This is a genomic window from Streptomyces endophyticus (genome assembly GCF_035798155.1).
Taxonomy (GTDB): domain Bacteria; phylum Actinomycetota; class Actinomycetes; order Streptomycetales; family Streptomycetaceae; genus Streptomyces; species Streptomyces endophyticus.
Window position 1 is genome coordinate 1 of the sequence record NZ_JAOZYC010000158.1, and the last position, 21,324, is coordinate 21,324.

At 70.8% G+C, this 21,324-nt stretch carries 19 protein-coding genes, 1 tRNA gene and 1 pseudogene; 10 read left to right on the top strand and 11 right to left on the bottom strand.

Going from position 1 to position 21,324, the window contains the following annotated elements; all coding sequences use genetic code 11:
* Positions 1-41 precede the first annotated feature (41 nt).
* Both OKJ99_RS31955 and OKJ99_RS31960 read left to right on the top strand, forming a co-directional pair.
* Positions 42-695: pseudogene (locus OKJ99_RS31955) on the top strand (hypothetical protein); the annotation flags it as partial.
* Between the two features lie 91 nt (positions 696-786).
* A tRNA-Ala gene (locus tag OKJ99_RS31960) sits at positions 787-860 on the top strand.
* Between the two features lie 60 nt (positions 861-920).
* On the opposite strand, the gene OKJ99_RS31965 is transcribed toward OKJ99_RS31960, so the two are convergent.
* On the bottom strand, positions 921-1,427 hold the full coding sequence (locus OKJ99_RS31965; protein WP_326021459.1) for a GNAT family N-acetyltransferase: 507 nt from the start codon (positions 1,425-1,427) through the stop codon (positions 921-923).
* 67 nt (positions 1,428-1,494) lie between these two features.
* Here OKJ99_RS31965 and OKJ99_RS31970 point away from each other — a divergent pair, with 67 nt between their 5' ends.
* Positions 1,495-2,298, top strand: coding sequence for an exodeoxyribonuclease III (locus tag OKJ99_RS31970; protein WP_326021461.1), 804 nt, complete (start codon positions 1,495-1,497; stop codon positions 2,296-2,298).
* A 48-nt stretch (positions 2,299-2,346) separates the two neighbouring features.
* On the opposite strand, the gene OKJ99_RS43850 is transcribed toward OKJ99_RS31970, so the two are convergent.
* From OKJ99_RS43850 to OKJ99_RS32000, 5 genes are all read right to left on the bottom strand, one after another.
* Positions 2,347-3,585, bottom strand: a complete 1,239-nt coding sequence (locus OKJ99_RS43850) for a recombinase family protein (RefSeq protein ID WP_456115204.1) — start codon at positions 3,583-3,585, stop codon at positions 2,347-2,349.
* A gap of 319 nt (positions 3,586-3,904) precedes the next feature.
* Positions 3,905-4,087, bottom strand: a complete 183-nt coding sequence (locus OKJ99_RS31985; protein ID WP_326021463.1) for a hypothetical protein — start codon at positions 4,085-4,087, stop codon at positions 3,905-3,907.
* 110 nt (positions 4,088-4,197) lie between these two features.
* Positions 4,198-5,073, bottom strand: coding sequence for an SDR family oxidoreductase (locus OKJ99_RS31990; RefSeq protein WP_326021465.1), 876 nt, complete (start codon positions 5,071-5,073; stop codon positions 4,198-4,200).
* Positions 5,070-6,035, bottom strand: a complete 966-nt coding sequence (locus OKJ99_RS31995) for an alpha/beta fold hydrolase (protein ID WP_326021466.1) — start codon at positions 6,033-6,035, stop codon at positions 5,070-5,072. The genes OKJ99_RS31990 and OKJ99_RS31995 overlap by 4 nt, the downstream gene beginning before the upstream one ends.
* A complete protein-coding gene (locus tag OKJ99_RS32000; protein WP_326021468.1) occupies positions 6,032-7,567 on the bottom strand; it encodes a flavin-containing monooxygenase in 1,536 nt (511 codons plus the stop codon). The genes OKJ99_RS31995 and OKJ99_RS32000 overlap by 4 nt, the downstream gene beginning before the upstream one ends.
* Before the next feature lie 189 nt (positions 7,568-7,756).
* On the opposite strand from OKJ99_RS32000, the gene OKJ99_RS32005 reads away from it, so the two are divergent.
* Positions 7,757-8,386, top strand: coding sequence for a MerR family transcriptional regulator (locus tag OKJ99_RS32005; protein WP_326021538.1), 630 nt, complete (start codon positions 7,757-7,759; stop codon positions 8,384-8,386).
* Here the strand turns inward: OKJ99_RS32005 and OKJ99_RS32010 are convergent.
* A complete protein-coding gene (locus OKJ99_RS32010) occupies positions 8,375-9,385 on the bottom strand; it encodes a DUF6528 family protein (protein ID WP_326021470.1) in 1,011 nt (336 codons plus the stop codon). The genes OKJ99_RS32005 and OKJ99_RS32010 overlap by 12 nt on opposite strands.
* 120 nt (positions 9,386-9,505) lie before the next feature.
* On the bottom strand, positions 9,506-12,841 hold the full coding sequence (locus OKJ99_RS32015; RefSeq protein ID WP_326021471.1) for a S41 family peptidase: 3,336 nt from the start codon (positions 12,839-12,841) through the stop codon (positions 9,506-9,508).
* A gap of 145 nt (positions 12,842-12,986) precedes the next feature.
* Between OKJ99_RS32015 and OKJ99_RS32020 the strand changes: the two genes are divergently transcribed.
* Positions 12,987-13,574 (top strand): TetR/AcrR family transcriptional regulator, encoded by a 588-nt coding sequence (locus OKJ99_RS32020; protein ID WP_326021473.1) that lies wholly within the window; start codon positions 12,987-12,989, stop codon positions 13,572-13,574.
* 106 nt (positions 13,575-13,680) lie between these two features.
* Positions 13,681-15,894 (top strand): MMPL family transporter, encoded by a 2,214-nt coding sequence (locus OKJ99_RS32025; RefSeq protein WP_326021475.1) that lies wholly within the window; start codon positions 13,681-13,683, stop codon positions 15,892-15,894.
* Here the strand turns inward: OKJ99_RS32025 and OKJ99_RS32030 are convergent.
* Positions 15,884-16,258, bottom strand: coding sequence for an SsgA family sporulation/cell division regulator (locus tag OKJ99_RS32030; protein WP_326021477.1), 375 nt, complete (start codon positions 16,256-16,258; stop codon positions 15,884-15,886). The genes OKJ99_RS32025 and OKJ99_RS32030 overlap by 11 nt on opposite strands.
* A 118-nt stretch (positions 16,259-16,376) precedes the next feature.
* On the opposite strand from OKJ99_RS32030, the gene OKJ99_RS32035 reads away from it, so the two are divergent.
* Genes OKJ99_RS32035 through OKJ99_RS32050 form a run of 4 tightly spaced genes read left to right on the top strand, consistent with a single transcriptional unit; the run spans position 16,377 to position 19,810 of the window.
* A complete protein-coding gene (locus OKJ99_RS32035; protein ID WP_326021478.1) occupies positions 16,377-17,438 on the top strand; it encodes an energy-coupling factor ABC transporter permease in 1,062 nt (353 codons plus the stop codon).
* Position 17,439: 1 nt separating this feature from the next.
* A complete protein-coding gene (gene cbiQ, locus OKJ99_RS32040) occupies positions 17,440-18,201 on the top strand; it encodes a cobalt ECF transporter T component CbiQ (protein WP_326021479.1) in 762 nt (253 codons plus the stop codon).
* On the top strand, positions 18,189-18,986 hold the full coding sequence (locus tag OKJ99_RS32045) for an energy-coupling factor ABC transporter ATP-binding protein (protein WP_326021480.1): 798 nt from the start codon (positions 18,189-18,191) through the stop codon (positions 18,984-18,986). The genes cbiQ and OKJ99_RS32045 overlap by 13 nt, the downstream gene beginning before the upstream one ends.
* A 41-nt stretch (positions 18,987-19,027) precedes the next feature.
* Positions 19,028-19,810: an SDR family NAD(P)-dependent oxidoreductase gene (locus OKJ99_RS32050; protein ID WP_326021482.1), complete on the top strand. Its 783-nt coding sequence runs from the start codon at positions 19,028-19,030 to the stop codon at positions 19,808-19,810.
* 124 nt (positions 19,811-19,934) lie between these two features.
* Here the strand turns inward: OKJ99_RS32050 and OKJ99_RS32055 are convergent, their stop codons facing one another.
* Both OKJ99_RS32055 and OKJ99_RS32060 read right to left on the bottom strand, forming a co-directional pair.
* A complete protein-coding gene (locus tag OKJ99_RS32055; protein ID WP_326021483.1) occupies positions 19,935-20,786 on the bottom strand; it encodes a DMT family transporter in 852 nt (283 codons plus the stop codon).
* Positions 20,783-21,283 carry a YbaK/EbsC family protein gene (locus tag OKJ99_RS32060; RefSeq protein WP_326021485.1) on the bottom strand — a complete coding sequence of 167 codons (501 nt, stop codon included), beginning with the start codon at positions 21,281-21,283 and terminating at the stop codon, positions 20,783-20,785. The genes OKJ99_RS32055 and OKJ99_RS32060 overlap by 4 nt, the downstream gene beginning before the upstream one ends.
* Positions 21,284-21,324: the final 41 nt, after the last annotated feature.

The window sequence follows — 21,324 nt, forward strand, 5'->3', positions numbered from 1 at the left end:
CGAACGCGTTCTGATCGACGGCCTCTCCCGCGTCCAGAACCTTCAGCCCCTGCGGCTCGGCCAGCTTGCGCAGCGCGTACATCGTCTACCTGCGCACCCAGGAACGACGCCGCTTCGCCTACGTCATGGACCGCCGCCGCGCCGAGGTCGCCGCGCAGCGACTCCGGGAGCGCCAGCCGCGCAGGCGGCAGCAGGCCGCGGCACGCGCCGCGGCCGAGGACCAGGAGGAAGGACCATCGGTGGACGAGACGGCCACCGACCCCGGCCTCGAAGCCCTCGCCGCCGACCGACGCGCCCTCGTCGAGCAGACCGACCATCAGGAGTGGGTCGACCAGCAGCGCGAACGACAGCGCCACCCCGGCCCCGGCGACAGCTGGGACCCGGTCCCCGTGCCCCTGCCCACCTACGTCACCGCCCCCGTCGCCCCCCGCGCCACCGGCGGCATCGACTACAACGCACCCGAGACGTGGAGCTCCGCCCGCTCCTCCGCCGCCGAACAGGCCGCGCAGCGGGAGGAGTACACCCCGGAGTCCGCCGCGGAATCCGTGGAGTCCGCCGAGCCGGTGGCCGACGACGGCCGCAGTGACGCCCGCCGCGCCGCCTCCGCACGCCGCTCCCGCGAGCGCGGTCGTACGCCGCTCTTCGACCAGTTCGACGACGGCGCCGACGGCCGGCCCCGCGCCGCCAACGAGTGAGCCGGGCCACTTCGGAGTCCGCCCGGCTGACCAGCCAGGGAACGGATTTCCAAGCACCCGGATCGGAGTGCTAGAGTTTCACTCGTTGCAAGGGCGTGTGGCGCAGTCCGGTAGCGCACCTCGTTCGCATCGAGGGGGCCAGGGGTTCGAATCCCCTCACGTCCACTGCAATGAAAGCCCCCGACGGGAAACCGTCGGGGGCTTTCGCGTATCTCCGTCCCGTACTCACAGGGGCTTCGCGAAGCACCGGCTCAACTCGTCGAACCGGTAGTGGCCGAACCGGGCGCACGGCTCGTAACCGCTCGACGTGTACAGGGCTATCGCCTCCGGCTGCTTGAGGCCCGTCTCCAGAACCATGCGGGTGCGCCCCGCCGCCCGGGCGTCCTCCTCAAGAGCCGCGAGAATCTGCCTGGCCAGGCCGAGGCCGCGCGCCTCCGGAGTGACGTACATGCGCTTCAGCTCGGCGTCGCCGTCCGCGTACCCCTCCTCGTTCGCCTCCTGGCCGCGCCAGCCGCCGGTCGCGAGCGGCGTGCCCGAGGCGTCGTACGCGATCAGGTAGAGGCCGCGCGGCGGCTCGAACATCGTCGGGTCCAGCGGCGTGACATCGCCCTCGTCGCCGTAGCGCTCCGCGTACTCGAGCTGGACGCGGTCGTTCAGCGCGATCGCGTCGCGGTGGCCGAAGGAGGTGGGGCGCAGGGCCGGGGCCCCGACTCCGGGAAGCTGAATAGTCATACGACTCATCGTAACTCTATGCGGGTGCTTGCGGTCTTCCCGTCCAGTCTGCCGGTATCGTGCCGGGGTGCTGACTGTGACCTCTGTGAATGTGAACGGGCTCCGGGCCGCCGCCAAGAAGGGCTTCGTGGAGTGGCTCGCCGAGACCTCCGCCGACGCCGTCTGCCTCCAGGAAGTGCGCGCCGAGCCGCACCAGCTGCCCGAGCACGTGCGTGAGCCCGAGGGCTGGCACGTCGTGCACGCCCCGGCCGCCGCCAAGGGCCGGGCCGGTGTCTCCCTCTATACCCGGCGCGAGCCGGAGCGGGTGCGGATCGGCTTCGGCTCCGCCGAGTTCGCGGACAGCGGCCGCTACGTCGAGGTGGACCTGCCGGGCGTCACCGTCGCCAGCCTCTACCTGCCCTCCGGTGAGGTCGGCACGGAGCGCCAGGACGAGAAGATCCGGTTCATGGGGGAGTTCCTGCCCTACCTGAAGTCCCTGCGCGAGCGGGCCGCCGCCGACGGCCGCGAGGTCGTGGTCTGCGGCGACTGGAACATCGCCCACCAGGAGGCCGACCTCAAGAACTGGAAGGGCAACAAGAAGAACTCCGGCTTCCTGCCGGAGGAGCGCGAGTGGCTGTCGTCCGTCTTCGAGCCTTCGGACGGCGGGTACGTCGACGTGGTGCGGTCACTGCATCCGGACGTCGAGGGACCGTACTCGTGGTGGTCGTACCGGGGGCGGGCTTTCGACAATGACAGCGGATGGAGAATTGACCTGATCGTGTCAACTCCTGGATTGGCCGACCGCGCCCTGAAGGCATACGTCGAGCGCGCCGCCACGCACGACGAGCGGTGGTCGGATCACGCGCCCGTCACGGTGGTCTTCGACCGCTAGTGGGAAGGTGCGGGGCGCCCGGGAGTGCGCCCCGCGTGGATTCCGGCGTCACGCGGCGGTGTGCGGCGTCTCTCCCATCATGAACGTCGTCGCGACGTGTCCGGACCGACGAGCCGCTCGGCGCCGCCTCCACAGCGGCCCTTGGAGACGATGACGCGGGTGCCGGCGGCCAGTAGGTCCGTGCGGCTCACCGGCCCGCACACGCCTGTCGCCGCGCGATAGCGACTGAGTACGTAGTCCTCCAGCCAGTCCGACCGCATGGCGGCCGCTGCGGGGCACCTCAGCCCGCTCGCTGGGGCGGCGCAGACGTAGTCGCCGTACGGGTAGGGCTTGCGGACGCGGTAGTACATGCGGCCACCGCAGGCGGCGCAGTGTGCGATGCGGGTGAGGAGGGCGAACGTCGGGCGGCGCCGCCCCCTTGTTCCGTTGGACCGGGCCTCCAGGTGGTTCTGAAGGGCCTGGAACTCGATCGCCTTCGCTCAGTACGGGTTCACCGATGAGGACCGGGTGGCCGTCCTCGCTGAGAACCGTTTGGCCGCGGTGGATGCGGTGCCCCATCAAGGAGGGTGAACGCAGCACCTTCGACAGCGTTCCCGACGTCCAGCGGAATCTGTCGAACGAGTGCCCGTGCCGAACGCCGCCGGTGGCGCGCCCCTGAAGCTGTGCGTGTCGATCGCGGGGGACGAGCACGCTCTCGTCGTTGAGTCGTCGGGCGATCGCGGACAGGGACTGTCCGGCCCGGACCTGATCCACGATGGTGCGCACGAGTGCGGCGGCCTCCGAGTCGGGCATCAGGCACCAGCCCGTGCCGGAGGCGTGCGGCGCCTTGCGGTATCCGAAGGGGACGAGGCCGCCGCCGTACCGACCCGCTGCGCGCAGAGCGTCGTGGGCGCCGGTGAGACGGGAGGAGATCGTGCGGGACTCCTGTTCGGCGGCGTACGCCAGATCCATGGCCCGGCGGACCGTGTCGCCGTCCGCCTGTGGCGTGATGGTCAGCGGCAGTGACTCCTCGGGTACCCCGAAGACGAGGGTGATGGCGTGCTCGCATCCCCAGGCGATCAACTGGGACATGTGACCCACGGATCGGACGGCCCGGTCGACATGCGCCCAGATGACGGCGTCGAAGCTCTCGGGGTGTCGGAGCCACGGCCCGAGCACGGGGCGTTCAAAGGGGGAGGTGCCGCGCGCGGAGACGCCGAGGTCGGCGGCCTCGCCGACCAGGGTGAACCCCAGTTGATCGGCGTGGTGTTGGACGGTCGCGCGCTGCCTGGCGGGGGATGTGGTCACCTTGGTGACGTAACTGAGCCGTACAGCACCGAGTGCCCGTCCTGGCTCGACTGTCAGTGCGGGCAGGGGCGGTTGATGGCTAGGGTTGGACATGTTGGCACTCCCAGAAGTGTCGGCCACGCCCCGGGGCTGGTAGGACAGCCGCCGGGGTCTTTTCGGCTCAACTCTCGGGCGCCGAACGGGGATTCGCTCCGGATCGAAGGGAAGCCCCTCGAAGGTGTGAAGGTGAGCGAAAGGCGGGACGCGGTCGGAAGTGCTCGCATGACGGGGCCCCGTCCGGAGATCCGGACGGGGCCCCGTCACATGTGTTCAGGCGGCGTCACTGCTGAAAGCGGTCCTTGGCCTCCTGGGCGGCGTCCTGCGCCTTCTCCTTGGCCTGGTCCGTGCCTTCCTTCACGCGGTCCTGGCCTTCCTCGGCCTTGCCCTCGGAGCCGCCCATGGCTTCCTTGGCCTTGTCCTGCAGCTGCTCGGCCTTGTCCTTGAACTGGTCAGAGATACCCATTTGATGCACTCCATGAAGGATGGGGGGTGGGCCTCGATCAGACTGACACGGCAGCCGATATGCCGCATTTCGATCAATGACGGACCGTGTGCGGGCAGGAAAGTCGCAGCTCAGCGGCTCCGTGCGGCCTCGTCGGCGGCCCCGCCGGCTCCCACGAGGCCCTTGGAGACGGTGCCGAGGCGGCCCTCGAAGCGGCGGACCCGCTGCTGGCCCACGACGCCTATCGCCGAGGGCAGGTATCCGCGTATGCCCTGCATGCCGCGCAGCCACCACTGCGCGTACACGTGGGGCGAGCGCCGCTCGATGCCCGCCACGAGCCGGTCGACCGCCGGGCCCAGCGGGTACGTCTTGTTCGACGGCCACGGCAGCTGCTGGCGCAGCTCGCGCATCACGTCGTCCTGGTCGGCGCCGCGCACCATGTCGGTGTCCGTCCACGACAGGTAGCCGACGCCGACGCGTACGCCCTTGTGGCCGACCTCGGCGCGCAGGCTGTGCGCGTACGCCTCCACGCCCGACTTCGACGCGCAGTAGGCGGTCATCATCGGGGCGGGGGTGATCGCGGCGAGTGAGGCGATCTGCAGGAGGTAGCCGCGGGACTCCGTCAGGACGGGGAGGAAGGCGCGGGCCGTCACGGCGGAGCCGATGAGGTTGACCTCGATGACGCGTCGCCACGCCACCGGGTCGGATTCGGCGAAGGGGCCGCCGGTCGCGACGCCCGCGTTGGCGACGACGATGTCGACCTTCCCGAAGCGGTCCTTGACCTCCTGTGCGACCTGCGCCATCGCCACGTGGTCCGTGACGTCCGCGTGCCACCAGTCGGCGTCGGAGTGCAGCCGCGCGGCGACCTGCTTCAGTTCGTCCGGCTCCAGGCCGACCAGCGCGATCTTCGCGCCGCGTGCCGACAGCTTGCGTGCGAGCAGTTCGCCCACGCCGCGCGCGGCTCCTGTGACGACCGCGACCTGACCTTCGAGACTGACCCTGCTCATGCGGCATCCGCCCCCTTCTGCGAGTTCGACTTCGACTGCGGCTGTATGTGCGACCGGGACAGTTCACGGATCTTCGCCGTGATGGCCTCGGGGGCCTCGACGGGTGTCATGTGGCCGAGGCCCGCCAGTTCGGTCAGGCCCGCGGAGTTGGGCAGCGCGGCGGCGATCCGCCGGGCGTGCGCGACGGGGGTGAGTCGGTCGGCGGTTCCCGCGACGACGGCGACCGGCATCGTCAACTGGCCGACACCGGCGTCGAGTTGCAGCTGTTCGAGCACGTGCGACCAGCCGTACCGCACCTTGCGCGGGCAGGCGTGCACGATCCGCGCGCAGGCCTCGACCTTGTCGGGGGCCGAACCTGGCCCCATCGTCGCGTACTTGAGGACCCGCTTGCCGATCGGTGTGACGGGTCCGAGGGGTGCCTTCGAGCCGAGGATGGCGCGGGTGATCCGGGTCCGCAGGGTGCTCGCCCGCATCAGCGGCACCACGGTGGCCTCGGCGACGAGCGCCGAGCTGCCCGTGCTGCACAGGAGGACGGCGGCGGCGTGCTCCTGGAACTTCGGGCGTCCGGCGGCGGCCATCATCGTCATGCCGCCCATGGAGTGCCCGGCGAGCACCGCCTGCTCTCCCGGCTCCAGTGTCGCGCCGAGCACGGCCTCCAGGTCGTCGGCCAGCATGTCGGTGGTGTACGGGAGTTGGGCGGCGGCCGGGCTGCGGCCGTGGCCCCGCTGGTCGTACACGATCACCCGGTGGTCGGTGGCGAGGGCCCGCGTCTGCGCGGCCCAGAACGCCGTCGAGCAGGTCCAGCCGTGCGAGAGCACGACGGCCGGGGCGCCCGTGTCCTCGGAGGGGCCGTGCACCTCGACGTGCAGTCGTGCCCCGTCCGCGGAGGTGACGGTCAGTTCGCGGGCGGCGACGGGCGGCGCGTACGGTCCCGTCGTCACATGGCGCATCAGGCGGCTCATGCGGCGTTCACCTCGGCCTTCTTCTTGGTACGTGTGGTGGGCGCGGCCGGCTTCGCGGGCGCGCGCACCACCTCGTACTCGCCTACGTCGACATGCCGGGTGGCGTGCCGGAATTCGGTGGTCGTGCCCGGCCACACCGTCGTGTTGACCCCGTTGTCGTCGAGGTACCAGCTGTTGCAGCCGCCGGTGTTCCACACGGTGCGCTTCATGCGGTCCTGTACGCGGTTGTTCCAGCCGTTGACGGCGCTCTCGCGTGGGTTCAGGGCGACACGGCCGCCGAGGACGTGCAGTTGCCGCATGTAGTCGGCCAGGTAGTTCAGTTGGGCCTCGATCATCAGGATCATCGAGGAGTTCCCGAGGCCGGTGTTCGGCCCGATGACGGTCATGAAGTTCGGGAATCCGGCGGCCGTGGCGCCGCGCAGCGCCTTCATTCCGCCCTTCCACGACTGCATGAGCGTGTCGCCTTCGGCGCCGGTGACCCGGTCCGCGATCGGCATGTCGGTGACGTGGAAGCCGGTGCCGAAGATGATCGCGTCGACCTCGGTCTCGGTGCCGTCCGAGGCGACGAGGGTGTTTCCGCGGATCTCGCTCAGTCCTGAGGCGACGACGTCGACGTTGGGCTGTGCGAGCGCCGGATAGTACGTGTTGGAGAGCAGGATCCGCTTGCAGCCGATGCGGTAATCGGGCGTGAGCTTCGCGCGCAGTGCCGGGTCCTTGACGGCCCGGTGCATGTTCCGCTTGGCGAGCTGCTCGACCATGCCCAGTTCGTTCGGGTGCTTGGTGAATGCCTGGACCTGCAGCTCCCGGATGCCCCACAGGAGTCCGCGGCGCGCCTGGGTGGTGAAGGGCAGCTGTCGGTGCAGCCAGCGCTCGGCCTTCGTGATGGCCCGGTCGGCGCGCGGCATCACCCACGGGGGCGTGCGCTGGAAGAGGGTGAGGCGCCCGGCCTCCTTCTGGATGGCCGGCACGATCTGGATGGCCGACGCGCCCGTCCCGATCATGGCGACGCGCTTGCCCCGCAGGTCGTACTCGTGGTCCCAGCGCGCGGAGTGGAAGACCTTGCCGGGGAAGGTGTCGAGCCCGGCGATGTCGGGCGTCTTGGGGTCGGACAGCGGCCCGGTGGCGGAGACGACGACGTCGGCGGTGAGCTTTCCCTGCGCCGTGTCGATCTCCCACCACAGCTGCTCGCTGTCCCAACGGAGCTGCTGTACCTCGGAGTTGAAGCGGATGTGCGGCCGCAGTCGGAAGGTGTCGGCGACGTGCTCCAGGTACTCCCAGATGTGTTCCTGCCCGGAGAACGTCCGTGGCCAGTCCGGGTTGGGTGCGAACGAGAAGGAGTACAGGTGGGACGGTACGTCGCACGCGCATCCCGGGTAGCTGTTGTCGCGCCAGGTCCCGCCGACCGCGCCGGCCCGCTCCAGGATCACGAAGTCGGTGATCCCCTCGCGCCGCAGCCTGACGGCCGCGCCGAGGCCGCCGAAGCCGGATCCGATCACTGCCACTCGTACGTGCTCGTGCTCCTGTTCGGCCATCCCAGCGCCTCCCTTGCCGCAGCGACTCTGCCAGTGAACACTGGCGTAATTCGGAGAGTAGAGGCTGTACGTACTCATGGGTAGGGGTCGGACCAAAGAAAGTTACCGGCAGTACGGCATAAGGTTTCCGACGTGGAGAAGGCCCAGAAGGAAGCGACGGAACGCGGCGAAAGCAAGCGCGAGTACCGCATGGAGGAGCTGGCCAGAGCGGCCGGCATCACGGTCCGCACCGTGCGCTTCTACCGTGAACGCGGACTCATCAAGCCGCCCCGCCGCGAGGGCCGCATCGCCTGGTACGACGAGACGCACCTGGACCGCCTGCGTACGATCGCCTCGCTCCTGGACCGCGGCCACACCCTCAACGGGATCAGCGAGCTCTCCGAGGCCTTCGACCGCGGCCGCGACGTCGGTGAACTCCTCGGCGTGCAGCCGACGGAGGAGGTGCCGGTCCGTCTCTCCGCCGCCGAGCTCGCCGACTACTTCGCGGACGACGTCACGCCCGAGAACCTCCAGGCCGCCCTCGACCTCGGCTACTTGGGCATCGACGGCGAGCAGATCGTGCACGTCAGCCGCCGGCTGCTCGACATCTCGGCGGCCCTGGTCCGCGAGGGCATCCCGCTGGCCGACGTCCTGGCGGCGGCCAGGCGCGTCCGTGACCACGCCGACGCCCTGGCCGCCCTCTTCACCGACCTCGTCGCCACCCACGCCTCCGACAAGGACGTCGACCGCCTGCGTCCGCTCGCCAAGGGTGTGGTGGAGGCGGAGCTGTCCCTGGCGATCGACCGCAGGCTGGAGGCGTCCGACGGGTCACCTGGGTAGCCACCAACGGGCCTTGTAGATCCCGCCGTTGACGTACTTGAAGGACCCGGAAGGCCGGTGCAGGCTTACGGTGGTCGTCCACCAGGTCTCCCCGAGCCCGGCCTCCGGCACGGTGGTGACCACCCGCCCGCTGCGCGGATCGTCCCCCACGCACTTCACGGACTTGCGGACGATCTCCGAGGCCCCCGCGAAGTCCTGCACGAAGCTCCGGCTCGCGATGTCGTACTGGAACACCGACGCCGTCGTCGTCACCCACATCCGCCCCGGCACCCCCGCCACGGGAAACAGGTCGTGTCCACCGGCGGACTTCCCGGGAGTCGCGACGGGCAGGGCCACGCCGAACTGCCGCACCAGCGAAGGCCGTACGCGCGACCCCGCCACCCGGTAGACCACCAGCTCGTCGTCGCCCATGGCCCACAGCACCTCGCGCGCGGAGTCCCAGTGCAGCCCGTGCGCCCCCTTCAGCTCGGCCTCCGTGTACCGCGTGGAGTGCGGGCCGAGAGCGGCCGCGTACAGGCGCACCCGTGCCCCCGTGCTGCATGCGACGGCGACGTTCCCGTCGGGGAGGATCTCGGCGGTGTGCGGGTTGATCAGGTCGTCCCCGGGGCCGAGGGCGCCGGCCCAGTACCGCCGCCCGCTCGGCCACTCCACCACGCCCACGAACCCGAACGAGGCCGTGGTCAGCACGAACGTACGCCCGCGGTGGCGCCGCACCTTCGCCTCGCTCGGGTACACCCAGCTGATGTCGGGCTCGACATCCCGGTACCGGGCGTCGCCCAGCGGCGAGAACGCCCATCGCACGACATCAGGGTCCACGGCCGGGTCCCACACCTGCACCCGTGGATCCATCACCAGCAGCCGCTTGCCCGCCTGTTCGGTGATGAGGACGGGTGGCAGCCCGGGAGGCGCGGCCGCGGCTCTCCCGCCACCGCCGAGTGCCAGTCCCGCCCCGATTCCCGCGGCGCCGAGCAGTATCCCTCTTCGTGAGCCGTGCGGCATGAAAGCCCCCTGGACGACAGGTAGTTGAGCGCGACATCGCCATGTGCGCGCCCAGAATCTGTCATGCCAGGGGCGAGGGGGTAAGCCCTCCGCAGGACATTGGTCCGGCGGAGGAGCCGGTCAGCGCGGCGGCAGCTTCGGGCGCCGCAGGTCCGGGACGTCCGAGTAGTCCGGCGGGTTCGTCGCACCCTGTTCCGCCAGCAGGTTCAGCGCCAGCTCCACCGCGTCGTCGAGCTGGGCGTGGCGGCCCTCCGCCCAGTCCAGGGGGGTGCGCAGGGCCTCGATGTCCGGTTCCACGCCCCGGTTCTCGATGGACCAGCCGTACTGGGGGAACCAGGCCGCGTTCATCGGCACCGTGATCACCGTGCCGTCGCCGAGCTTGTGCCGTCCCGTCATGCCGACGACGCCGCCCCAGGTGCGCTGGCCGACGACCGGGCCGAGCGCCAGCAGCTTGAACGCGGCCGCGATCATGTCGCCGTCCGACGAGGTCGCCTCGTCGGCGAGGGCGACGACCGGGCCGCGCGGGGCGTTCGAGGCGTACGAGACGGCCTGGGCGTTGCGGGTCAGGTCCCAGCCGATGATCTTCCGGGTGAGCTTCTCGACGACGAGCTCGCTGATGTGGCCGCCCGCGTTGCCGCGTACGTCGACGATGAGCGCGGGCCGGGAGACCTCCATGCGCAGGTCGCGGTTGAACTGGGCCCAGCCGGAGCCGCCCATGTCGGGGATGTGCAGATAGCCACACTTGCCGCCGCTCAACTCGCGTACGACGGCCCGGCGTTTGGCCACCCAGTCCTGGTAGCGCAGGGGGCGTTCGTCGACCAGGGGGACCACCGCTACCCGGCGCGGGCGCCCGCCGCCCTCCGCGGGTGTGAAGGTCAGTTCGACGGTCGTGCCGCCCGCGCCCGCGAGCAGCGGGTACGGGCCCGTGACCGGGTCGACCGGGCGGCCGTCGATGTGGGTGAGGACGGCGCCGTCGCGGATGCCCGTGCCGGCGAGCGGGGAGCGGGCCTTGGAGTCGGAGGAGTCGCCGGGCAGGATCCGCTGGAGGGCCCAACATCCGTCACGGCAGACGAAGTTGGCGCCGAGCAGGCCCTGCGCGCGCTGGTAGTGCGGCGGGCCCTCGTTGCGGCGGGCGGCGGCCACGTAGGCGTGGGACGTGCCGAGTTCGCCGAGGACCTCGCGCAGGAGATCCGCGAACTCGTCGGGGGACGCGACGCGTTCGACCAGCGGCCGGTACTGGTCGAGCACCGCGTCCCAGTCGATGCCGCACATCTTCGGTTCCCAGAAGTACGCGCGGATGATCCGGCCCGCCTCGTCGTACGCCTGCCGCCACTCGGCCGCCGGGTCGGCCTCGTGCAGGATGCGGCGCAGGTCGATCCAGACCGTGGTGTCGTTGTCGCCGGCCTCGGTGGACGGCACGGCCTCCAGTTCGCCCTCGTCGGCGACGACGAGCCGGGAGCCGTCGCCGCTGACCTCGAACCAGTCCATGTGGGCGACGAGTTGGGACTTCTTCCCCTTGACCAGGTCGAAGTGTTCGAGGGTGGGCTGGGCCGAGGGGTCGGCCGGGTTGGCGAAGGTCTCGCCGAGCGCGCCGGAGATCGGCCAGCGCAGCCACACCAGGCCGCCGCCGGAGACCGGGTGCAGCGCCGAGTACTTGGACGCCGAGACGGGGAACGGCACGACGCGGTTGGCGAGTCCCTCGATCTCCACGGTCGGTGTGCCGTCGCCGCCCGCGTCCTCGACCGGGTCGAGGCCGCCCGCCGCCGTCCGCCCGTCGGGGGAGAGCGCGAACGGGGACGGCGTCGCGGACGACAGTGGTACGAGGTAGGGGCGGCAGCCCAGCGGGAACGACAGGTCGCCGGTGTGCACGTCGTAGACCGGGTCGAAGCCGCGCCAGGAGAGGAAGGCGAGATAGCGGCCGTCCCGCGTGAACACCGGGTTCTCGTCCTCGAAGCGGCCGTTGGTGACGTCGATGATCGTCGACGCCTCGCCCTTTCCGGGGGTGACCGCGCCGATCGCGGTGGATCCGCCGCCGCGGTTGATCCGGGCCATCTTGATCTGCCGCAGCGAGCGGCCGATGCCGGGGTGCGACCAGGTCAGCCAGGAGCCGTCGGGGGAGAAGGCGAGGTCGCGGACGGGGCCGTTCGTGGAGCGGATCAGTTCGGTGACGGCCGGTTGTTCGAGCGGTGCCTCGCCGCCCTCGTCGCCGACGTCGATGAGCAGCAGCCGCCCGTCGTTCGAGGCGATCGCGAGCCGCTCCCCGTCCGGGTCCGAGACCAGCTCCTGTACGCGGCCCAGCTGTCCTGAGGCGAACCGGCGCGGTGCCCGGTCGCCGCTGGCCCGCGGCAGGTAGGCGATCTCGACGGCGTCCTCGCCGTCGGCGTCGGTGACGTAGGCGACCTGTCCGCCGGAGCCCAGCATCTCGGGGAGGCGTACGCGTACGCCCGGGGTGTCGGCGATGGTGCGGGCGGGGCCGTCGCGGTGCGTGAGCCAGTACAGGCTGCCGCGGACGACGACGGCGCTGGCCCGGCCCGTCTCGTCGACGGAGAGCGAGTCGACGTGCAGGGCGGCGGGGACCTGGTAGCCGCGGCGCCCCGCGCGGGGGCCGCCGAGCCGGACCGGCAGCTTGCGCGGCACCGAGTCGGGGTCGAGGTCGTCGAGGATCCACACGTCGCCCGCGCACTGGTAGACGACGCGGCTGCCGTCGGTGCTGGCGTGCCGGGCGTAGAACGAGTCGTGGTCGGTGTGGCGGTGCAGGTCGGTGCCGTCGGGGCGGCAGGAGTAGACGTTGCCGATGCCCTCGTGGTCGGAGAGGAACGCGATGCGGCCGGCCACGAACATCGGGTCGTCCAGATGTCCGTCGAGGTCGGCGAGGATGCGCTGTCCGTGCACCCACAACCTGCCCTGCGCCCCGCCCCGGTAGCGCTTCCAGGCGGCCGGCTCGTGCGGCGGCGTACCGGTCAGGAGGAGGGTCTGCCGCTCCCCGTCGATGTCGGCGACCTGGATGTCGGAGACCGGGCCCCAGGGCAGCTTGCCGCCGGGGGAGCCGTCGGTCGGGACGCTGTAGGCGAAGGTGAAGTACGAGAAGGGCTCGCCGTGCGAGGCGACCGCGAGGATGTCGGCCTTCCCGTCCTTGTCGGGGGGTGACCAGCCGCGGACCTGGGTGTCCGCGCTGCCCCAGTACGTGAGCCGGCGCGCGGAGCCGCCGTCGACCGGTGCCACATGGATCTCCGGGTCGAGGCTGCGCCACGTCGTGTACGCGATGTGCCGGCCGTCGGGGGAGAAGCGCGGGTGGCTGACCTTGGTGCGGTCGACGGTGACCCGCCAGGCCCGCGCGGAGCCGTCGAGCGGCGCGACCCACAGGTCGTCCTCGGCGGCGAAACACAGCAGCTCGCCGCTGATGTGCGGGAAACGCAGGTACGCCCGGCCGTCTGCTTCCTCGGTTGCGTCAGTCACCTCCTCATGCTTTTCCGCGACGCGGGCTCCGGCAACCGGGACTCGCCGAGAAGGTGTGGCGCAGCGCACGTACGAAACCGTTTCGTTTCGCTAGTCGGCAGGGTACTTTTATCCCGTACGCATACGGAGAGGTCAGGTGGGTGACATGGTCGCGGAGGCAACGACGCGTCGCAGCCGGATCACACCCGAGCGCGAGGCCGAGCTGTACGGCGCCGTGCTCGAACTTCTCCGTGAGGTCGGCTACGACGCCCTGACCATGGACGCCGTGGCCACCCGCACGCGGTCCAGCAAGGCCACGCTCTACCGTCAGTGGGGCGGAAAGGCCGAGCTGGTGGTGAAGGCGCTGCGGAGCCAGAAGCCGCACTTCGACGAGGTCGACACCGGCTCGCTGCGCGGTGATCTGCATGCGATCGCGTTCCGTGAGGACGACTGTCACATGGAGCAGAACAGCGCGCTGATGCGCGGCCTGATGGTCGCCGTGCACGCCAATCCGGATCTGCTCGCTGCCTTCAAGGAGTGGATCGTCGAGCCCGAGATGACGGGTGTCGACCGGATGGTGCGCAGAGCGGTGGACAGGGGCGAGGTCCGGGCCGACAACCCGGCGCTCGGCTATCTGATCCACATGCTGATCGGCGCGTTCGCCACCCGCACGCTCATCGACGAAGAGCCACCGACGCAGGAATACCTCGTCTCGTACATCGACGCTGTGGTCCTCCCCGCCCTCAGCGCCTGACACTTCCCCACCGTTCCACCTGACGCGCACCCGCTCATGTCGTCGGGCCGATCACCTATGCCCTGCTGTCCTGTTGGACCCACGACCTGACCGGGAGTACGCCTCCGTGGCCACATTCCTTTACAAACTCGGCAAACTCGCGTTCCGCCGACGACACTTCGTCGCCCTGATCTGGGTGGCCCTGCTCACGCTCGCGGGCGTGGGCGCCGCCTCCGCGCCGACCGCGGCCTCCAGTTCCTTCTCCATACCGGGGACCGAGGCGCAGAAGGCCTTCGACCTGCTCGACCAGCGCTTCCCCGGATCCGCCGCCGACGGGGCCACCGCCCGCGTCGTCTTCGAGGCGCCGAAGGGGGAGAAGCTCACCGACGCCGGCAACAGGGCCGACATCCAGGACACCGTCGCCTCCCTCAAGTCCAGCTCGAAGCAGGTCGCCTCCGTCGCGGACCCGTTCGTCGCCAAGACGCTGAGCAAGGACGGCTCGATCGCCTACGCCTCGGCCTCGTACAAGGTCTCCTCGATGGAGCTGACCGACGCCGACCGGGACGCGCTCCAGGACGTCATCGACGAGGCGAAGACGACCGGTCTGACCGTCGAGGTCGGCGGTGACGCGCTGCAGGCCATGCCGGAGACCGGCGCCACCGAGATCATCGGTATCGCGGTCGCGGCCGTCGTCCTGGTGATCACGTTCGGTTCGCTGATCGCGGCCGGTCTGCCGCTGCTGACCGCGCTGATCGGTGTCGGCATCGGCGTCTCCGCCATCACGGCGCTGGCCAGCGTGCTCGACCTGGGCAGCACCACCTCCACCCTGGCGATGATGATCGGCCTCGCGGTCGGCATCGACTACGCGCTGTTCATCGTGTCCCGGTATCGGGGCGAACTCGCGGAGGGCCGGGACCGGGAGGAGGCCGCGGGGCGGGCCGTCGGCACCGCCGGTTCGGCCGTCGTCTTCGCGGGTCTGACGGTGGTCATCGCCCTCGTCGGACTCGCCGTCGTGAACATCCCGATGCTGACGAAGATGGGCATCGCGGCCGCCGGCACCGTCGCCATCGCGGTGCTCATCGCGCTCACCCTGATCCCGGCGCTGCTCGGCTACGTCGGCAAGCGGGTGCACGGCCGCAAGGCGCGCAAGGACCTGTCCACGGACAAGCAGCCCAAGGTCAACATGGGCACCCGCTGGGCCGGCTTCGTCCTGCGCCGCCCGGTCACCGTCCTGATCGCGGGCATCGTTGGCCTCGGCGCCATGGCCGTCCCGGTAGCCTCGCTCGAACTCGGCCTGCCCGACGACGGCGCGCAGCCCACGAGCACCACCCAGCGCAAGGCGTACGACCTGCTCTCCGAGGGCTTCGGGCCCGGCTTCAACGGCCCGCTCATGACGGTCGTCGACGCCAAGGGCGCGGACGACCCGAAGGCCGCCGTCTCCGAGGTCGTCCGGGAGATCAAGGGCACGGACGGGGTCGCGGCCGTCACCCCGGCGACGTTCAACAAGTCCGGGGACACGGCTGTCATCAGCGTCGTCTCCAAGTACAAGCCGTCGTCCGTCGACACCGAGAACGTCGTGCACGACATCCGTGACGCGGGCGTCGACATCAAGGCGGACACCGGCGCCGAGCTGAGCGTCACCGGCTCGACGGCCATGAACATCGACGTCTCGCAGAAGCTCAACGACGCGCTGATCCCCTACCTGGCGCTCGTCGTCGGCCTCGCGTTCCTGCTCCTGATGGTGGTCTTCCGGTCCGTCCTGGTGCCGCTGAAGGCCGCGCTCGGCTTCCTGCTCTCGGTCCTGGCCGCGCTCGGCGCCGTCGTCGCCGTCTTCCAGTGGGGCTGGCTCGGTTCGCTGTTCGGCGTCGAGCAGACCGGTCCCGTCATGTCGATGATGCCGATCTTCATGGTGGGTGTGGTCTTCGGCCTCGCGATGGACTACGAGGTGTTCCTCGTGACGCGGATGCGGGAGGCGTACGTGCACGGGGAGCGGCCCGCGCAGGCCGTCGTCACCGGGTTCAAGCACGGGGCGCGGGTGGTCACGGCCGCGGCGATCATCATGATCGCGGTGTTCGCGGGCTTCATCGGAAGCTCGGAGCAGATGGTGAAGATGATCGGCTTCGGCCTCGCCATCGCCGTCTTCTTCGACGCCTTCGTCGTCCGTATGACGATCGTGCCCGCCGTCCTCGCGCTGCTCGGCAAGAAGGCCTGGTGGCTGCCGAAGTGGCTGGCGCGGGTGCTGCCGAACGTGGACGTGGAGGGCGAGGGGCTGCGGACGGCCTCCGCCGACCGTCCGGACGAGGACCGTCCCGACGAGGACCGGAAGCTCGTCAGCGCGTGACGCGCTGAGGGGCCTTGGCCGGGGTGACGGTCGTGTAGGTGCGGCGCAGGAAGCGGACCAACGCTTTCGTGTCGAACTGCACGACCGTCACCCCGCTCGGCTTGTGCGGCGCGTGGAACTCGATGACCGTCTGCACGCGACCGCACGGCCAGATCCGGACGGCGCCGCCGGTGACGGGGGCGCGCAGGCCGCGTTCGAGGAGCTCGCGGGGGAAGGATCCCCACTCGCCGGAGCCGGGCAGTGCGACACGGACCGTGCCGCTCTCGTGACGCAGCACGACGGGGACCGCGTGGCCCGCCTCGGCGGAATCGGTGACGATCCGGGCCCGCGCGTACTGCTCTACGTACTGCTCGACAGCCGTCATGTACTTAAATGTCGCATATGTGCTGGTGTACAGACCAGGGGTGGCCGGGGGAGATCGGTGTCAATTGGTACTGGGAGGCTCTTGCAAGCTGTTCGCAACAAGCCTCTATCATCGAACGATGCATGTCCCTGACGGATTCATCAACGCCCCCGTGTCGGCCGTCACGGGCGTCGTCGCCGCGGGCGCCGTCGCCGTCAGCCTGCGCGGCGCCCGCCGTGAGCTCGGCTCCGAGCGGGCCGCGCCGCTCGCGGGCCTGGTCGCGGCGTTCATCTTCGCCGTGCAGATGCTCAACTTCCCCGTCGCGGCGGGCACCAGCGGACACCTCCTGGGCGGCGCGCTCGCGGCGATACTCGTGGGCCCCTATACCGGGGTCCTCTGCGTGTCCGTCGTGCTGCTCATGCAGGGCGTGCTGTTCGCCGACGGCGGCCTCACCGCGCTCGGCGTGAACATCACCGACATGGCGATCACCACGACCGTCGTCGCCTACCTCGTCTTCCGCGGTCTGGTGAAGCTGCTGCCGCGCACCCGCCGCTCGATCACCGTGGCGTCCTTCGTCGCCGCGCTGCTGTCCGTCCCGGCCGCCGCGGTCGTCTTCACCCTGATCTACGCCATCGGGGGGACGACCGACGTCTCCATCGGCAAGGTCGCCACCGCGATGGTCGGCGTGCACATCCTCATCGGCATCGGCGAGGCCGTGATCACCGCGCTCACCGTCGGCGCGGTCGTCGCCGTGCGCCCCGACCTCGTCTACGGGGCCCGGGGCCTGCACAAGACGCTGAAGCTGAAGGTGAACGGGGAGCTGGTCGACGCGCCCACGGCGGCTCCGGTGGCGGCTGCCCGCTCGCACCGCAAGGTCTGGCTCATCGGCCTGGCCGCCTCCGTCGTCCTCGCCGGCTTCGTCTCCTTCTACGCCTCGGCCAACCCCGACGGCCTGGAGAAGGTCGCCCACGACAAGGGCATCGACCAGAAGGCGAAGGAGCACGCCTCCTCCGACTCCCCGCTCGCCGACTACGGCGTGAAGGACATCTCCAACGGCCGCCTCTCCGGCGGCCTCGCCGGGATCATCGGTGTCGGCGTCACCGTCGTCGCGGGCACCGGGATCTTCTGGGCGCTGCGCAGGCGGCGTACGAGCGACGCGGCCTCCACCGAGGTCCCCGCCGCTTCGGAGCAGGTGTCCTGACATGGGCGCCGGTCACGCCCACCAGCTCTACCGCGCCGGGACCTCGCCCGTGCACGCGCTGCCGCCGCACACCAAACTGGCCGCGGTCTTCTGCTTCGTCCTGGTCGTCGTCTCCACCCCGCGCGAGGCGATGTGGGCGTTCGGCCTGTACGCGGTGCTGCTCGCGGCCGTCGCGTACGCGGCGCGGGTCCCGGCGGGCTTTCTGCTGAAGCGGCTGCTCATCGAGGTCCCGTTCGTCGCCTTCGCCGTCCTCATGCCGTTCGTGGCGGAGGGCGAGCGGGTGCAGGTGCTCGGGATGTCGCTGAGCGAGAGCGGCCTGTGGGGCGCGTGGAACGTGCTCGCCAAGGGCACGCTCGGCGTCGCCGCCGCGGTCCTGCTCGCCTCGACCACCGAACTGCGCGAACTGATCCTGGGCCTGCAACGCCTGAAGCTGCCCCCGCTGCTCGTCCAGATCGCCTCGTTCATGATCCGCTACGGCGATGTGATCACCGGCGAGATGCGCCGCATGAAGATCGCCCGGGAGTCGCGCGGCTTCGAGGCGAAGGGCGTACGGCACTGGGGCGTGCTCGCCAAGTCGGCGGGCGCCCTGTTCATCCGCTCCTACGAACGCGGGGAGCGGGTGCACCTCGCCATGGTCAGCCGTGGCTACGCGGGGGCGATGCCGGTGATCGACGACCTGGCGGCGACCCGGACCCAGTGGTCGTACGCGCTGGCCCTGCCGGGCGCGGCGCTCGTGGTGTGCTTGATGGGATGGGCGCTGTGACTTCTTCTGTTGCTTCTTCTGCGACTTCTTCTGTGGCTTCTCTCGACGTACGTGGGCTCGCCTTCGCCTACCCCGACGGGCACCAGGCCCTCTTCGGCGTGGACCTTACGATCGGCAAGGGCGAGCGGGTCGCGCTGCTCGGGCCGAACGGCGCGGGCAAGACGACCCTCGTCCTGCACCTCAACGGCATCCTGACGGGTGGCGCGGGCACCGTCACGGTGGCCGGCCTCCCGGTCTCCGCGCGCCATATGGCGGAGATCCGCCGCAAGGTCGGCATCGTCTTCCAGGACCCGGACGACCAGCTGTTCATGCCGACGGTCCGCGAGGACGTCGCGTTCGGCCCGGCGGCGGCGGGCATGAAGGGCCCGGAGCTGGAGGCGCGGGTCCGCAAGGCCCTCGCGCTGGTCGGCATGGAGGAGTTCGCGGACCGGCCCCCGCACCACCTCTCCTTCGGCCAGCGCCGCCGCGTGGCCGTGGCGACGGTCCTCGCCATGGAGCCGGAGATCCTCGTCCTGGACGAGCCGTCCTCCAACCTCGACCCGGCCTCGCGCCGCGAACTCGCCGACATCCTGCGCTCGTTGGACGTGACGGTCCTCATGGTCACGCACGACCTGCCGTACGCCATGGAGCTCTGCCCCCGCGCGGTGATCCTCAGCGACGGCGCGATCGCGGCGGACGGGGCGACCGGCGACCTCCTCATGGACGAGGACCTGATGGCGGCGCACCGCCTGGAACTCCCCTTCGGCTTCGACCCGAGGTCGGTGGCGGGGCGGACGGCGCAGTGAAGTCCGTGCGGGAGGCGCTGAACGCGGGTTAGCGTCCGCGTATGAAGCGCTTCGAGGATCACGTTGCCCTGATCACCGCGGCCGGACGCGGCATCGGCGCCGCCACCGCCCACCGGCTGGCCGAGGAGGGCGCGAGCGTCCTCGTCACCGACATCGACGAGGCGGCGGCCGGGAAGATCGCCGCCTCGATCCGTGAACAGGGCGGTACGGCACGGGAGTTCGGCTGCGACGTGGGCGACAGGGACTCCGTCGAGGCGGCCGTCGCGTACGCCGTCGAGACCTTCGATCGGCGCGGCGCCCTCGACGTCCTCGTCAACAACGCCTGCGCCTGCCACCCCGACGCGGCGCTCTTCGAGGAGGAGGACGACGAGGAGTGGGCCGTCGACCTCGACATCACGCTCACCGGCGCCTACCGGTGCGCCCGCGCCGCGCTGCCGTACCTCGTCGCCTCCGGCCGCGGCGCCATCGTCAACATCGGCTCCGTGAACGGGATCCAGGACTTCGGCAACCACGCGTACAGCGCCGCGAAGGCGGGACTCGCGTCTCTGACCCGTACGTTGGCCGGTCACGCGGGGCCGCGCGGCGTCCGCGTGAACCTGGTCGCGCCCGGCACGGTCCGCACCACGGCGTGGGCGGGGCGGGACGAACAGCTCGACGCGATGCGGGAGTTGTATCCGCTGGGCCGGGTCGGGGAGCCGGCCGACATCGCGGCGGCGGTCGCGTTCCTCGCGTCGAGCGACGCGGCGTGGATCACCGGGGCGGTGCTGCCGGTCGATGGTGGGACGACCGCGGTCAGCAGTGGGTTCATGGCCATCCGGGGCTGACGCCACGGGGCTCCGCCCCGGACCCCGCGGGCTCTCGTCCAAGAGCGGGGCTTGAGCTATCAAGCCCCTGCGGCGATTGAGCAGCGGGGGTCTGGGGGCAGGCCCCCAGCACCACGGACCACCGTCAACCGGCGTGCAGCATCAACCCGATGCCCGCCACCACCACACCCGCCGCCAAAAGCCTTGGCGCGCCGAAGCGTTCCTTGAAGAAGATCGCGCCGATCGCCGCCCCCACGATGATCGACGACTCCCGGAGCGCGGAGATCGGCGCGAGGTCCGCCCGCGTCTGGGCCCAGAGGACCAGGCCGTACGCGAGGACGGAGAGCGCCGCACCCAACAGCCCTCGCAGCGCGAACGGCCGCAACCGCTCCACCAGTTCACCGCGCCAGCGGTACGCCGCGTATACCGGCACCGCGATCCCCTCCAGCACCATCAGCCACGCGATGTAGCCGAGGGACGAGCCCGAGGCGCGCACACCCAATCCGTCCACCACCGTGTACGACGCGATCGCCACCCCCGTGGCCAGCGCGGCGCCGAGCGCACGCCAGTCCGGCCGCCGCCCCGACCCCCGCAACCCCCACAGCGCAAGGCCGGTCAACCCCGCGCTGGACACCGCGACGCCCGCCGCCTGCCAGCCGCCCGGCACCTCGCCCGCGAAGACCGCCGCGAGCACCGTCACCACGAGCGGCGCCGTGCCGCGCGCGATCGGATAGGCCTGTCCGAAGTCGCCCAGCTTGAACGACGTCATCAGCAGCCAGTAGTACGCGACGTGCAGGACCGCCGACGCCACCAGATACGGCCACGCCCCCGCCGCCGGGATCGGCGCGAACACCGCGAGCACGAGCCCGATCAGCGTCCCGCCGCCCGATATGAGCGTGAAGCCGACCAACTTGTCCGTGATGTGGTGGGCCAGGGCGTTCCACGAGGCGTGGGTCACCGCCGCGAGCAGTACCGCCGCGGCGACCACGGGAGTCATACGCGCACGTCCACGAGCGCGGCACCCGCGTGCGAGATCAACTCCTTGGGCCCCATGGGGAAGACGGCGTACGGGCTGCCGGCCGCCGCCCACACCGTGTCGTGCGTGAGCAGGGAGCGGTCGGCGAGGACGCGGGTCTGGTTCGCGTGGCCGAAGGGCGGGACGCCGCCGATCGCGTAGCCGGTGAACTCCCGCACGACGTCCGCCTTGGCGCGCGTGACCTTCTCGGCCCCCAGCTCGTCGCGTACGAGATCGAGGTCGACGCGCGAGGCGCCGTCCATCAGGACCAGCACCGGCACCCCGTCCGCCGCGAAGATCAACGACTTGCAGATCTGGCTCAGTTCGCAGCCGATCGCCTCCGCAGCCTCCTGCGCGGTGCGGGTCGCCTCGGGGAAGCGCCGCACCCGCGGCAGGAGGTCGGCGAGGCCCATCGCGGTGACGGCCTCGGCGAACCGGGGGTGTGCTGCCGTGCTGTTGCTGCCTTCTGCTGTCGTCATGCTCCGCACGCTAGCCGTACGTGTACGAGGCACGCGACCCT